At 54.1% G+C, this 12,446-nt stretch carries 15 protein-coding genes; 8 read left to right on the top strand and 7 right to left on the bottom strand.

Annotation, left to right across the window (positions count from 1 at the left end):
- Window positions 1-2: 2 nt before the first annotated feature.
- Window positions 3-467, top strand: coding sequence for a thioredoxin-dependent thiol peroxidase (bcp, locus tag AC2FCQ_RS12335; protein ID WP_209638187.1), 465 nt, complete (start codon window positions 3-5; stop codon window positions 465-467).
- Between the two features lie 54 nt (window positions 468-521).
- On the opposite strand, the gene AC2FCQ_RS12330 is transcribed toward bcp, so the two are convergent.
- Window positions 522-1,592 carry an AI-2E family transporter gene (locus tag AC2FCQ_RS12330; RefSeq protein WP_037424464.1) on the bottom strand — a complete coding sequence of 357 codons (1,071 nt, stop codon included), beginning with the start codon at window positions 1,590-1,592 and terminating at the stop codon, window positions 522-524.
- Between the two features lie 298 nt (window positions 1,593-1,890).
- Between AC2FCQ_RS12330 and AC2FCQ_RS12325 the strand changes: the two genes are divergently transcribed.
- Window positions 1,891-2,319, top strand: a complete 429-nt coding sequence (locus AC2FCQ_RS12325) for a TOBE domain-containing protein (protein WP_209638189.1) — start codon at window positions 1,891-1,893, stop codon at window positions 2,317-2,319.
- A gap of 389 nt (window positions 2,320-2,708) precedes the next feature.
- Here the strand turns inward: AC2FCQ_RS12325 and AC2FCQ_RS12320 are convergent, their stop codons facing one another.
- A complete protein-coding gene (locus tag AC2FCQ_RS12320; protein WP_404760759.1) occupies window positions 2,709-3,326 on the bottom strand; it encodes a LysE family translocator in 618 nt (205 codons plus the stop codon).
- Between the two features lie 194 nt (window positions 3,327-3,520).
- Here AC2FCQ_RS12320 and AC2FCQ_RS12315 point away from each other — a divergent pair, with 194 nt between their 5' ends.
- Both AC2FCQ_RS12315 and AC2FCQ_RS12310 read left to right on the top strand, forming a co-directional pair.
- Window positions 3,521-3,976, top strand: a complete 456-nt coding sequence (locus AC2FCQ_RS12315; RefSeq protein WP_186427281.1) for an Lrp/AsnC family transcriptional regulator — start codon at window positions 3,521-3,523, stop codon at window positions 3,974-3,976.
- 29 nt (window positions 3,977-4,005) lie between these two features.
- Window positions 4,006-4,212, top strand: coding sequence for a DUF2767 family protein (locus AC2FCQ_RS12310; RefSeq protein ID WP_209638192.1), 207 nt, complete (start codon window positions 4,006-4,008; stop codon window positions 4,210-4,212).
- 144 nt (window positions 4,213-4,356) lie between these two features.
- On the opposite strand, the gene AC2FCQ_RS12305 is transcribed toward AC2FCQ_RS12310, so the two are convergent.
- Together AC2FCQ_RS12305 and AC2FCQ_RS12300 are read right to left on the bottom strand one after the other, a co-directional pair.
- Window positions 4,357-5,565: an NAD(P)/FAD-dependent oxidoreductase gene (locus AC2FCQ_RS12305; protein WP_490308244.1), complete on the bottom strand. Its 1,209-nt coding sequence runs from the start codon at window positions 5,563-5,565 to the stop codon at window positions 4,357-4,359.
- 158 nt (window positions 5,566-5,723) lie between these two features.
- Window positions 5,724-6,266 carry an RrF2 family transcriptional regulator gene (locus AC2FCQ_RS12300; RefSeq protein ID WP_209638197.1) on the bottom strand — a complete coding sequence of 181 codons (543 nt, stop codon included), beginning with the start codon at window positions 6,264-6,266 and terminating at the stop codon, window positions 5,724-5,726.
- 370 nt (window positions 6,267-6,636) lie between these two features.
- On the opposite strand from AC2FCQ_RS12300, the gene bepA reads away from it, so the two are divergent.
- Window positions 6,637-8,106 (top strand): beta-barrel assembly-enhancing protease, encoded by a 1,470-nt coding sequence (bepA, locus tag AC2FCQ_RS12295; RefSeq protein ID WP_209638199.1) that lies wholly within the window; start codon window positions 6,637-6,639, stop codon window positions 8,104-8,106.
- Window positions 8,107-8,126: 20 nt separating this feature from the next.
- On the top strand, window positions 8,127-8,480 hold the full coding sequence (gene arsC / locus AC2FCQ_RS12290) for an arsenate reductase (glutaredoxin) (RefSeq protein ID WP_209638201.1): 354 nt from the start codon (window positions 8,127-8,129) through the stop codon (window positions 8,478-8,480).
- Between the two features lie 51 nt (window positions 8,481-8,531).
- On the opposite strand, the gene hda is transcribed toward arsC, so the two are convergent.
- A complete protein-coding gene (gene hda, locus AC2FCQ_RS12285; RefSeq protein WP_037424480.1) occupies window positions 8,532-9,233 on the bottom strand; it encodes a DnaA inactivator Hda in 702 nt (233 codons plus the stop codon).
- 228 nt (window positions 9,234-9,461) lie between these two features.
- Here hda and AC2FCQ_RS12280 point away from each other — a divergent pair, with 228 nt between their 5' ends.
- Both AC2FCQ_RS12280 and AC2FCQ_RS12275 read left to right on the top strand, forming a co-directional pair.
- A complete protein-coding gene (locus AC2FCQ_RS12280; protein ID WP_209638203.1) occupies window positions 9,462-9,971 on the top strand; it encodes an E3 ubiquitin--protein ligase in 510 nt (169 codons plus the stop codon).
- Between the two features lie 28 nt (window positions 9,972-9,999).
- Window positions 10,000-10,248 carry a GlsB/YeaQ/YmgE family stress response membrane protein gene (locus AC2FCQ_RS12275; RefSeq protein ID WP_004941647.1) on the top strand — a complete coding sequence of 83 codons (249 nt, stop codon included), beginning with the start codon at window positions 10,000-10,002 and terminating at the stop codon, window positions 10,246-10,248.
- Window positions 10,249-10,297: 49 nt separating this feature from the next.
- On the opposite strand, the gene uraA is transcribed toward AC2FCQ_RS12275, so the two are convergent.
- Window positions 10,298-11,590, bottom strand: a complete 1,293-nt coding sequence (gene uraA, locus AC2FCQ_RS12270) for a uracil permease (RefSeq protein WP_265555426.1) — start codon at window positions 11,588-11,590, stop codon at window positions 10,298-10,300.
- A gap of 193 nt (window positions 11,591-11,783) precedes the next feature.
- On the bottom strand, window positions 11,784-12,410 hold the full coding sequence (upp, locus tag AC2FCQ_RS12265) for a uracil phosphoribosyltransferase (protein ID WP_020828072.1): 627 nt from the start codon (window positions 12,408-12,410) through the stop codon (window positions 11,784-11,786).
- Window positions 12,411-12,446: the final 36 nt, after the last annotated feature.

The following is a 12,446-nucleotide window of genomic DNA, read 5'->3' as shown; positions in this document are numbered from 1 at the left end:
TTATGAGCCCATTGAAAGCCGGTGACACAGCGCCGAACTTTAGTTTGCCTGACCAGGACGGTGAGGAAATTAACTTAGCCGACTTCCAAGGACAGCGAGTGCTTGTTTATTTTTATCCCAAGGCGATGACGCCAGGCTGTACCGTACAGGCCTGCGGTTTGCGGGATAACATGGATGACTTGAAAAAAGCCGGTGTCGAAGTGCTTGGCATCAGCACGGATAAACCAGAAAAGCTGTCGCGTTTTGCCGAGAAAGAGTTGTTAAACTTCACCTTGTTATCCGATGAGGATCACCAGGTAGCAGAGCAGTTCGGCGTTTGGGGCGAGAAAACCTTCATGGGGAAAACCTATGATGGCATTCACCGCATCAGCTTCTTGCTCGACGCCAAGGGTAAGGTTGAAAAAGTGTTTGATGATTTCAAGACCACCAATCATCACGACATTGTTCTGAGCTACCTGCAGCAATAATTCTCACGAAGCGCAGCGGCCTGCTGCGCTTCGTTATTTCCCTTCCCGCTTATTCTATTCTTGTTCCGTTTCTACACGCAATTCGTCCGGCCAGGCGTGAATGACGGCCTTCACCAACGTCGCCAACGGGATAGCGAAGAACACACCCCAAAAGCCCCACAACCCACCGAAAATGATCACCGACAGAATGATCACTAACGGGTGCAGATTGACCGCCTCGGAGAACAGAATTGGCACCAACAGGTTACCGTCCAGCCCCTGCACCACAAGATAAGCGACGATCAGCGTCCAGAAATCAGCGCCGATGCCCCATTGGAACATGGCCACCACCACCACGGGAATGGTCACCAGCACTGCGCCGATATAGGGGATCAGGACAGAGAACCCCACTAATACCGCCAGCAGCAGCGAATAGCGCATGTCCAAAATCACGAACACCAGGTAAGTCGCGACGCCGACAATCACCATCTCCAGCACTTTGCCGCGAATATAATTGGTGATCTGCTGATTCATTTCGAGCCACACCTGCCCGGCCAGCCCGCGATTGCGCGGTAAGACACGCCGCACGGCGTTGAGCATCTGCTCTTTGTCCTTCAGCAGGAAGAACATCATCATCGGTACCAGGATCAGGTAAATTGCCAGCGTAAGCAGCCCCACCAGCGAAGCCAGCGAGAATTTCACGACAGACTCGCCCATACCCGACAGCCGTCCGCGCAGGTTCTCCGCCATCATATCGATGATGCCGGCATCCACCAGCGCCGGATAACGCTTCGGCAACGTCGCGGCAAAGTTATAGAACTGATTGAGCATCCCCGGCAAATCCGTCATCAGGTTGATCCCCTGCTGCCAGGCCGTGGGGGCGACGACAAACACCAACAGCATCGCGATACCGGCAAACATGATCATGACCATGCTCGCCGCCCAGTTACGCGAACACCCAATGCGCTGAAGCCGCGCGGTCGGCCACTCCAACAAATAGGCCAACACAATGGCCACCAACAGCGGGGTCAAAATGCCATGCAGAAAATAAAGAATGAGGAACCCGGCGACCAGGATCACCAACAGCGCAATGGCTTGTGGATCGGTAAAGCGGCGACGGTACCATTGTAATAACATCTCCAGCATCAGAGAGTGCTCCTAGAGGTTTGACTGGCAGGCATTGCGGTTCCTGTGGTGGGGATTTTCTCAATCTATCGACAAACCCCAGCATAAAATGGGGGTTCAAGCGTATGGTTGTACCATGCCGGCCATTTACCATCCAGCATGACCTGCTTTCTTCTGCAAACAGGTATCTGGGCATTCGTGATGACCCGCCCCAATGAAACGTCCCGTAGTTCACACAATATCCCACAGGCATTGGTAAAGGAGATGGAAAATAGCCATTCTGTATGGCAACCCCATTATGTCTGATCCAGGAGAATTTATGTCAGTATCTGCTCGTAACCAGTTATCCGGAATCGTATCCGCAGTTGCCAAAGGCGCCGTCAACGATGAAGTGGAAATCACCCTGCCGGGCGGGGAGAAGCTGGTCGCCATTGTGACTGTCCAAAGCCAGCAATCTCTTGGCCTGGTGACAGGTAAGGAAGCGGTGGCGCTGATCAAGGCGCCTTGGGTCATTTTAGCGTCAGAGGATTGCGGGCTGCGTTTTTCAGCGCGCAATCAATTTGCCGGTACCGTCAACGCCCTAGAACAAGGCGCCGTCAACAGTACGGTGCACATCAAAACTGACGCGGGTTTCACGCTGACATCGGTAATCACCAATGAAAGTCTGCAGGACATGGCGTTGGAAAACGGCTCACGGTTAATCGCGTTGATCAAAGCCTCTTCCGTGCTGCTTGCTGTCAAAGCATAACCGTAGACACCCGTTCAAGCCCGCTGTTACTCAGCCAGGCCTGACGGGCATTTTTCATTCAGTATCGGTAAGCTCAGTGCACGTTGAATTGCCATCAATACCCTACCTTTCTCTGTAGCTACAATGAATGGCAATTGGCTACCACCGGGCAACCCAGCCCCTCAGCGTGACGTTAGCTGATGAAAGACAGTGAACATGATGAGATGAGCACGCGGTTGGGCGCCCGTCGAACGCAAGCACAACGCATAGGCGAAACCGCCATGGACGGCGGTTTCAGGCAAGACAGGCAGGGACGCCTGCCGTAGCCTGCCGTGATGCGGCGTGATGAAGTGAGAACCGTTGGCGCAGCCAACCGTCTGAGTGGATTTGTTGATGACGGCACCCACGCCTTATTTCAACGCCTGCTCGGCGAACAGCCCAATAGCGATGAGCACCATGGCAGCGCCAGAAAAACGGCTGACAACCCGCGCGGCCTGCGGACGCGCCTGCAATATCGATTGCGAGCCAAAACCCACCAGCAAATAAACTAACCCACAACTGACCAAGTGCAACAAACCCAGCGCGAGGATCTGCATGGGAATTGACCATACGGCATAGGGATCGGTGAACTGCGGCAGCAGAGCCAGAAATAGCAGAAAAACCTTGGGGTTCATGCCACTCACGCAAACCCCTTTACCCGCCCAACGCACCCATGAACCCGAGCTTTGTTTCTCACCGCTGCCGGGCACAGACGGGTGAACCAGCATATTAACGCCAATCCACAGCAGGTAAGCCGCCCCCAGGATAGTGAGCCCCGTCAGAATCAGCGGGTTGCCGGCCACCAGCACACCCACGCCCGCCGCCACAATCAAAATGGCCAGCAAGTGTCCAAACAGCAATCCCGCCACGGCAGGCACCACCACCCGGCCACGTATTCCTGCCGATATGACATAGGCCCAGTCCACGCCCGGCGTGATAACAAACAAAATCGAGACGGCCCAAAATGCAGCGAAAATGGCAAGCGTCATGGTTGCGCGCTCCCTTGTCCAGGTTGCCCTGTCATGCGTATTTTCACCTGTTCTTCCTCATTCTGCGGACGTACGCATCACGTAAAAATCGCTCAGTCCGGGCCGTTTAATTATTGGAAAGAATATCTGCAAGGCGTTAAAATGTGTTGCCAATTACTTGCTTGAAAATGGTTAATTTGGGGAGATTTTTCCAAATGGATAAGATAGATCGCAAGATTCTTGCTGAACTACAGGCGGATGGGCGTCAATCTGTTACGGAGCTGGCAGAACGGATCGGGCTTAGCGTTTCCCCCTGCCATCGCCGGGTACGCGCACTGGAAGAGTCTGGCGTGATCCGCGGCTACCGCGCTCAACTTGATCCGGGCAGCCTGGGTTTTAACTTTTCCGCGCTGGTTTTCGTCACCATGCGGGAAGGTGACCGCCATGCTGTCGCGGCCTTTGAGGACGCAATGGTAGATATCCCTCAGGTGGTACAGGCACAAAGGCTGTTCGGTGATCCTGACTACCTGCTGCATGTTATTTCCCGAGATCTGCCGGCTTTTCAGCAGTTATATGACGAAAAACTTTCCGCCCTGCCCGGCGTTCAACGCCTCAGTTCTACTTTGGTGATGAAAACCGTCGTGCCTGAGCGCTCTTTTCTGCCGTTGTAGATTTACATCAAAATTAAGAGGAAACAGTTATGAGCAGTGGTTTTGAAGACTCCAAAGCCTTGTACATCGGCATTTGTACCGTGGTCGGCGATGCCTTCCTGGCGTTAGCCAATCAAGAACATGAAACCCAAAAAGCGGACGTGATTAATGAGCTAAAAATAGCCATTACCCGGGAAGGCCGTGATGTCAGTCTGGATGAAGCGCGAGAATTGGCGGTTGAGTGGCTGGAGCGATAGCTCGCCGTACGTTGTGACGAGGCACGTTTAACAACCGCGTAGTCTGCATTACCAGGGCAACTGTTTCACTGCAGGCAGGCCTCTATCGGCTCACCCGGTCACCCTGGTCATAAAAAAGGGGAGCATTTCGCCCCCACAGGCAATTTAAGGCACAATCACAAAGTCCGGATTGGCAATGGCAAACAACGCATCGCGATCCAATGCAGGCGGATAGATCCACTGGGTGTTGATTTCCTGTTTGATCTTTTTGCCCTCTTCACGCGTGAAGCGTACCTGACGGTCCCAGCCTTCGGTGTAGAGTGCGCCCCAAGGGCCAAGATCGAGGCAGGTCACGTACTTTGGTTGGCTATAAGGGTGTGCAAGTAACCCCACCAACTCCGCAGCGGCATTGTGCCCGGCAACACGGCCCAGGCTCATCGCATGCTGGCAGGTCATAAGGTTATGATTGCCCAGTTCGTCGGTCGCTGCCTTGACGGTGTCCCCGGTAACAAAAACCCCCTCAACAGCAGGCGCATGCAGGAATGCATCGCCGAGAATACGCCCGGCACTGTCTCGTTCTCCTGGGATTTGTGCAACCAATGGGTGCGCCCGTACGCCAGCGGCCAATATCACCGTGTTGGTTGCGATGCGCTCACCGGTCGACAGCGTTACGCTGCCTGCATCGATCGCCGTAACACGGGTTCCTGCCCGCGGCTCAACGCCACATTCGTCCAAGGCTTGTCGGATCACGCGGGCGGGTTCAGCCCCCATTCCAGCACCCACTTCTTCCGCGGTATCAACAATCACGACGCGGATATTGGCTTCATTGCCCAGAATGGCACGCAGGCGCATCGGCATTTCTGCTGCGCTTTCCAGCCCGGTGAGCCCACCACCCACCACCACCACGGTGTTACGCGCCGGGGTTTCCGGTTGTTCTTTCAACGCCTTTAAATGGGCGTCCAACCGCTGCGCGCTTTCCAGCGTATCGACATTGAATCCATACTCGGCAAAACCGGCAACCGGGGGAATAAACAACTGGCTCCCGGTCGCCAGCACCAAACGATCATAAACCAGTGGGTGTTTGTGTCCTTCAGCACTCACTACCTGCAATGTTCTGTTTTCGCTGTCGATCTGCTCAACCAACCCGGCAAAATGGCGGACGCCAATTGCCGCAAGCTGCGCCGAGATGTCCGGACTCATATTTTCCAACACCGCTTCATACAATCTCGGGCGGATGGTGAGATTCGGGGTCGGCGAAACCATCGTCACTTCGACAGCCCCTTCTTTACCCGCAAGCGACACCGCCCGCATGGCGGAAACGGCGGCCCAAAATCCAGCGAAACCAGAACCGGCGATCACTATTTTCTGCGTCATGGAATGACTCCTTCATACACGTTTATCGGGTTGTTGAATCGCCCGAATTATTTTCCAGGCGAGTTGGGCCGTTCCGCCGCCTGTCAAAAGGGTGCAGAAGGGCTACCGCCTGTGGCACACAGGCGGGGAAAAAAAGAAGTAGAGGAAATACTGAGACGTTATTGAGGCTTTGCGCGGGCGGGCTTGCCGCTACGCGTCGTGCGTTCACTCATGCGTTCGTCAATCCAGATGTCGATCTCGCCAAAGAACCCCTCTGGTGCCTTGCGCCCGAAGCGAGCGGCAACGGCCCCCAACGTTTGCACTGCCAGCGCATCACGCATGGCCTTTTCGGCCTGCAGCATCACCGCATGGATGGCACACTTGCCGGAAACCGCCCAGTCTGGCGGGCTGTCGTCAAACACCGCACAACGGCCACGCACCTCCTGGCAGTCAAACAGCGGCTTGTGCCCTTCAATCGCGTCAATGATCTCCAGAAAAGTGATGTCATCCGCAGGACGAGCCAGTCGATAACCGCCGCGCACGCCTTCACTTGCGGCGACAATCCCTGCCTTCTCCAGCTTAGGGAAGATTTTGGCGAGAAAACTGGGTGAAATCCCCTGCAGTTCTGCAAGATCGCGGCTGCTGAGTGCGCGCTGATTTTCACCGACCAGCCAAAGTAAACAATGGATACCGTATTCAACGCTGGTAGTTATGTATGCCATGTGGGTTTGAGCTGCACGTATGAATTCAATAACGCAGACTATATTAGTCCACGTTTTTCTTGTCAATTAAAACACGGACAAAGTTAGTCTTTGTTTTTATCAGACCGACTGAACGACGCAAGTTCAAGATCACACCAGAGAGATTCAGAAATGAAAAATAAAGCATTTCTGTTCGATTATTGCCGTACAGACGTTTCCTTGTCGCTTTCGGCTGACTATGATGTTATCTGCCAACAGGCCGCCATAACCCAGGCATTTTTGTGAGCTAACCCGCTTTCGTGCTGATTGTTCTGGTAAGCCCGGTAGGTAAGAAGAACTCTTAGGTAATGCTGACGTCTTAGAAATGACTCTTTAAGGGAAAGGCCTGACTATGACCACCCGGTTGACCAAAACAGCGATTGCAGTACTGTTGCTTGGCACACTCAACGCCACAGCGATGGCGCCGGTGCAGGCGGAAACCCAGGATCAACTGCCGGATATGGGCACTTCTGCGGGCGGTACCCTGAGCATTGGCCAAGAAATGGCGATGGGTGATTTTTACGTTCGTCAGCTTCGTGCCAGCGCACCGCTGATCAACGACCCACTGCTGACCCAATACATCAACCAGTTGGGCAACCGACTGGTGGGGAGCGCCTATTCAGTGCGTACGCCCTTCCATTTCTATCTGGTACGCAACGACGAAATCAACGCCTTCGCCTTCTTTGGCGGCAACGTGGTGTTGCACTCTGCCCTGTTCCGCGAAACCGATAACGAAAGCCAGTTGGCGTCAGTCTTGGCGCATGAAATCTCACACGTCACCCAGCGTCACCTGGCACGAGCCATGGAAGATCAACAACGCAACGCCCCGCTGACGTGGGTCGGTGCGCTTGGCTCTATCTTGCTGGCCATGGCCAACCCGACCATGGGGATGGCGGCGCTGAGCGGCACCTTGGCCGGCACGCAGCAAGGTATGATCAGCTTTACCCAATCAAATGAGCAAGAAGCTGACCGCATCGGCATTCAGGTGCTGCAACGTGCCGGTTTTGATCCGGAAGCCATGCCCGACTTCCTGCAAAAACTGTCTGACCAGTCGCGTTACGCCTCAAAACCGCCGGAAATGCTGCTGACTCACCCCTTGCCCGACAGCCGCCTGTCCGACGCGCGCAACCGTGCCAACCAAATGCCTAAGCACCTGGTACAGTCCACGCAGGACTACCTGATGGCCAAGGTCCGTTCACTGGGCATGTACAGTTCAGAGGGTTATGGCCTGCGCGAAGAGTTGCTTGATACTTACAGCAAAGGCAACGTGCGCGAACAGATGGCCGCCAAATATGGCCGCGCTATCCTGTTTTATGAGGCGAAAAAGTATGATGATGCCCGTAACATTATCCAGCCACTGCTGGCACAAGACCCGAAAAACGTCTGGCTGCTCGATCTGATGACCGACATTGATCTTGGGCAGAAGCGTGCGCCACAGGCCATTGCGCGCCTGCAAGCCGCCAATGCTGCCCAGAGCAATAACCCGGTGCTGCAGCTCAACCTGGCGAACGCCTATGTTGAAGGCAACCAACCGGCACAGGCGTCAAAAATTCTTAACCGCTATACCTTCGCCCACCCGGACGATCCCAATGCCTGGGATCTGCTTGCTCAGGCCAGCGCCGCACAAGGTCTGCGCGATGAAGAGCTTTCTGCCCGCGCCGAAAGCCTGGCGCTGACCGGCCGTCTCGATCAGGCTATCGGCCTGCTCAGCAACGCCAGTTCGCTGCAAAAACTCGGCAGCCTGAAACAGGCGCGTTATGATGCGCGCATCGACCAATTGCGCCAGTTGCAAGAGCGTTTCCGCCAGTACCAGCGCAGCTGATTTTGAAAAGGATGAGTTCAATGAAAAACGTCACGATTTACCACAATCCACGCTGCTCTAAGAGCCGTGAAACCCTGGCACTGCTGGAACAACAGGGCATAACGCCTGACGTGGTACTGTATTTGGAGACACCGCCATCGGTAGCCCAACTAAAAAAACTGCTGAAAGAGCTGGGTTTCACCTCGGCTCGCGAGCTGATGCGTAAAAAAGAAGAGTTGTACAAGGAATTGAAGCTGGCAGATGAAAGCCTGAGCGAAGACCAGCTGTTAGCCGCTATGGTAGCGAACCCAAAGCTGATCGAACGTCCTATCGTGGTCAAGGGCAGTAAAGCGCGTATCGGCCGGCCACCGGAGCACGTGCTGGACATTCTCTAAGCAGGATAATGGGCACTGACGTGTGGTGCCCTATTTAGCCCCATTGGCCGGTTAAAGCCCCAGGATCTCTTTCACAAACGGGATGGTCAACTTACGCTGTGCGGTGATCGACGCGTGATCGAGCTGATCCAATGTCATAAACAGTGTCCGCATTTCGCGATCCAACCGTTTCAGCAGAAAACGGCCGACGTCCTCCGGCAGTTCAAAACCGCGCAGTTTGCCACGCAATTGCAGAGCCAGCAGTTTCTCTTCATCCGACAGCGGCTGTAACTTGTAGATCTGACCCCAGTCCAACCGTGAAGCCAAATCAGGCAGATGGAGATTCAATTGCCGTGGCGGGCGATCGCCCGTGATAAACAGACGCGTGCGTCCGGTTTCCAGAATGCGGTTATAGAGGTTGAAGATGGCCATTTCCCACTCTTCATCGCCCGCGATACATTCGATATTATCGATGCACACCAAAGCCAGCTGCTCCATGCCGTCCAAGACTTCTGGCACGAAATAAGCTCGCTTATCCAGCGGCACATAACCCACGGCTTCGCCGCGTTGTGAAAGCTCCGCACAGGCTGCATGTAACAGGTGACTACGCCCACCACCCTCGCGTGACCAGAAATAGATATAGCTGCCATGTTCCTGACGAACGGCGGACTGGATCGCGGCTAATAGGGATGGGTTCTCCCCCGGATAAAAACTGGCAAAAGTTTCATCATCGGGAAGATAAAGTGGCAGTGAAAGCTGTGCCGGCGTATTCAGAAAAGCACCTCAACCAAAACTGGCAGGAAAACGCGGTAAGTCTACCACAGAAAACAGGCTCTGTTGAATCGGCAGGATTTTATGCCGTAATAGTGAACAACGGCTCCGATAAAGCCCCGCGGACAGCTCGCCTGGCCAGGCAGAATTTGTACTTTATCCAAGAGTTATCCTAGTATAGTGGGGCAAAATGCAATCGCCGTTAATAAGATTTCTACAAGGATATGGACAATGAAAGTATGGAATAAAGTGCTTTTGGCCTCAATCATTGGGCTATTGCTTGCCGGCTGTGATGATTCATCCAAAGTCGACGCCAATCTTGAAAAAGCCAAAGACAGCGCAGAGCAGATGAAAGACGCCGCACAGAAAAAAGCGGACGATCTGACCGACAAAGCCGCTGCGGTGGCCAAGGACATCAAGAAAGAGGCCGCCACGCAAGCCGATCAGCTTAAAGACAAGGCCTCTGCGATTAAAGATGATGCCGCCAAGCAGGCAGATGCCATCACCAACGATGCGAAAGCCAAGGCTGACGCACTCAAGGAAGATGCCAGCAAACAAAGCCAGCAGTTGGTCGATCAGGCTAAAACCATCAAGAACGATGCCATTAATGGTGCCAACGATTTGACCGAGCAGGCCAAAGCGAAAACCGAAGCCATTAAAAACAGCGCTGAAAATAAAGCTGAAGAATTAAAAGGTGATGTCGACTCTGCGGAAAAAACGCAGCCGGCTACCCAGCAATAACGCCTGATATCACAAAAAGGAGCGGTAAATGGGGATTATTTCCTGGATTATCTTCGGCCTCATCGCTGGCATTTTAGCCAAGTGGATTATGCCGGGCAAAGACGGCGGTGGTTTTATTCTGACCGTCGTATTGGGGATCGTCGGCGCTGTGGTGGGGGGCTATATCAGCACCTTCTTCGGCTACGGCAAGGTTGACGGTTTTAACTTCGGCAGCTTCGTGGTCGCCGTCATTGGCGCCATCGTCGTGCTGTTTGTTTACCGCAAAATCCGCAGCTAATGTCTTGCGTATTAACAAAACGGGCAGCCTATTGGCTGCCCGTTTTCTATTATGGCTTCCGTTCAGCCGGCTCGTCCGGCGCGTCGATTACGTCCTCTTCCTTACGGTACAGGCTGATGACCTTGAACAACAAGCTGAGACCAATGCCGACAATGGTCGCCAGCGCCATGCCTTTCAACTCGGCGGCACCAATATGCACCTTGGCACCGCTGACGCCGATGATCAGAATCACCGAGGTCAGGATCAGGTTCTGCGCCTTGTTGTAATCCACTTTGGATTCAATCAGCACACGAATACCTGATGCACCAATCACGCCGTACAGCAGCAGGGAAACCCCACCCATCACCGGCACAGGTACAGCCTGAATGGCTGCCGCCAACTTGCCGACGCAGGACAGCAAAATGGCCAGAACCGCCGCACCGCCGATCACCCAGGTGCTATAAACCTTGGTGATGGCCATCACGCCGATATTCTCACCGTAGGTGGTGTTTGGCGTTGAACCGAAGAAGCCGGAGATTACCGTCGAGATGCCATTGGCAAACATTGAACGGTGCAGGCCAGGATCGCGGATCAAATCTTTCTTCACGATATTGGCCGTCACAACCAAGTGGCCAACGTGCTCAGCAATCACCACCAACGCCGCCGGCAGGATGGTAAAGATAGCAAACCACTCAAAACGCGGCGTATAGAACGTGGGCAGTGCGAACCAATGCGCCTCGCGGATCGGAGTCAAATCGACCACGCCCATGAAGAACGACAGCGCATACCCGACCAGCACGCCAATCAGGATGGGGATAATCGCCAGAAAACCGCGGAACAGCACGGACCCCAGGATTGTCACGCCAAGCGTCACCAAAGAAATGGTTATCGTGGTCGTGTCTGCGCTGACGCCATCGGCCGGCAGCAAACCTGCCATATTGGCCGCCACACCCGCCAGCTCCAACCCGATGACGGCAACAATCGCCCCCATCGCCGCTGGCGGGAAAATGACATCCAGCCAGCCGGTCCCGGCTTTTTTAACGATCAGCGCCACCAGGCAAAACAACACCCCGCACATGATGAAACCGCCCAGTGCGACCTCGTAGCCTAGCGGCAACAGCAGCAACACGGGGGAAATAAACGCGAAGCTGGAACCGAGATACGCCGGGATCTTGCCCTTACAGATAAACAGATACAGCAGCGTGCCGACGCCGTTAAACAACAGCACCGTCGCCGGGTTGATTTTGAACAGGATCGGCACCAACACGGTCGCACCAAACATGGCGAACAGATGTTGGAAACTGAGCGGAATAGTTTGCAGTAGCGGCGGGCGTTCGCTTACGCCTATCACACGACGGGTCATGGATGTTTTTCCTCTGCTATCCCCGTCATACTTGCCGCTGCCTCTGCGTTGGCTACGCTCAATCACCCGAATCACTTACCTAAGTAAGCTCATCGGGATTCTGTCGCTTGCCGCCTTGGTGCAACATCAATTATTTGGGGGATAGATATATTTTATGCAAAAAAAACCGACTGATTAAAGTCGGCTTATTTTTTTATTTAGTACCAAATATCTTGTCGCCCGCATCACCCAGGCCCGGCACGATGTACCCCTTCTCGTTCAGGCACTGATCGATGGAGGCCGTGTACAGCTCAACATCCGGGTGCGCTTTCTCCAGCGCGGCAATACCTTCAGGTGCAGCAACCAATACCAGCACCTTGATGCTGTTGCAGCCGGCTTTCTTCAGCAGATCGATAGTCGCGATCATCGAACCACCGGTCGCCAGCATAGGGTCGACAACCAGCGCCAAACGCTCTTCAATATTGGAAACCAGCTTTTGGAAATACGGTACCGGCTCCAGCGTTTCCTCGTCACGGTAAACACCCACCACGCTGATACGCGCACTTGGGACGTTTTCCAACACCCCTTCCATCATACCCAGACCGGCACGCAGGATAGGCACAACGGTAATTTTTTTCCCTTTAATCTGATCTATTTCAACCGGGCCACACCAGCCATCGATGGTCACCTTCTCCGTTTCCAGATCGGCGGTTGCTTCATAGGTCAGCAAACTACCGACTTCCGAAGCCAACTCACGGAAGCGTTTGGTGCTGATGTCATTTTCACGCATCAGGCCAAGCTTGTGTTTCACCAGCGGGTGTTTCACCTCAACGATCTTCATCATTTTTCTCCTATTAAGGTGGTTGACGGCCAAAAA

This window comes from Serratia sp. CoH_134_PS_4, from assembly GCF_058190535.1.
The sequence above is the reverse complement of the archived record's forward strand: the minus strand, read 5'-3'. Positions and strand labels throughout refer to the sequence as shown.

Bases quoted from the DNA above. Each gene is read 5' to 3' on its own strand.
- arsC (WP_209638201.1), top strand. From the start codon at position 8,127: ATGAAAAACGTCACGATTTACCACAATCCACGCTGCTCTAAGAGCCGT.
- bepA (WP_209638199.1), top strand. From the start codon at position 6,637: ATGACCACCCGGTTGACCAAAACAGCGATTGCAGTACTGTTGCTTGGC.
- AC2FCQ_RS12325 (WP_209638189.1), top strand. From the start codon at position 1,891: ATGTCAGTATCTGCTCGTAACCAGTTATCCGGAATCGTATCCGCAGTT.
- uraA (WP_265555426.1), bottom strand. From the start codon at position 11,590: ATGACCCGTCGTGTGATAGGCGTAAGCGAACGCCCGCCGCTACTGCAA.
- AC2FCQ_RS12310 (WP_209638192.1), top strand. From the start codon at position 4,006: ATGAGCAGTGGTTTTGAAGACTCCAAAGCCTTGTACATCGGCATTTGT.
- bcp (WP_209638187.1), top strand. From the start codon at position 3: ATGAGCCCATTGAAAGCCGGTGACACAGCGCCGAACTTTAGTTTGCCT.
- AC2FCQ_RS12320 (WP_404760759.1), bottom strand. From the start codon at position 3,326: ATGACGCTTGCCATTTTCGCTGCATTTTGGGCCGTCTCGATTTTGTTT.
- AC2FCQ_RS12280 (WP_209638203.1), top strand. From the start codon at position 9,462: ATGAAAGTATGGAATAAAGTGCTTTTGGCCTCAATCATTGGGCTATTG.
- upp (WP_020828072.1), bottom strand. From the start codon at position 12,410: ATGAAGATCGTTGAGGTGAAACACCCGCTGGTGAAACACAAGCTTGGC.
- AC2FCQ_RS12300 (WP_209638197.1), bottom strand. From the start codon at position 6,266: ATGGCATACATAACTACCAGCGTTGAATACGGTATCCATTGTTTACTT.
- AC2FCQ_RS12305 (WP_490308244.1), bottom strand. From the start codon at position 5,565: ATGACGCAGAAAATAGTGATCGCCGGTTCTGGTTTCGCTGGATTTTGG.
- AC2FCQ_RS12315 (WP_186427281.1), top strand. From the start codon at position 3,521: ATGGATAAGATAGATCGCAAGATTCTTGCTGAACTACAGGCGGATGGG.
- AC2FCQ_RS12330 (WP_037424464.1), bottom strand. From the start codon at position 1,592: ATGCTGGAGATGTTATTACAATGGTACCGTCGCCGCTTTACCGATCCA.
- AC2FCQ_RS12275 (WP_004941647.1), top strand. From the start codon at position 10,000: ATGGGGATTATTTCCTGGATTATCTTCGGCCTCATCGCTGGCATTTTA.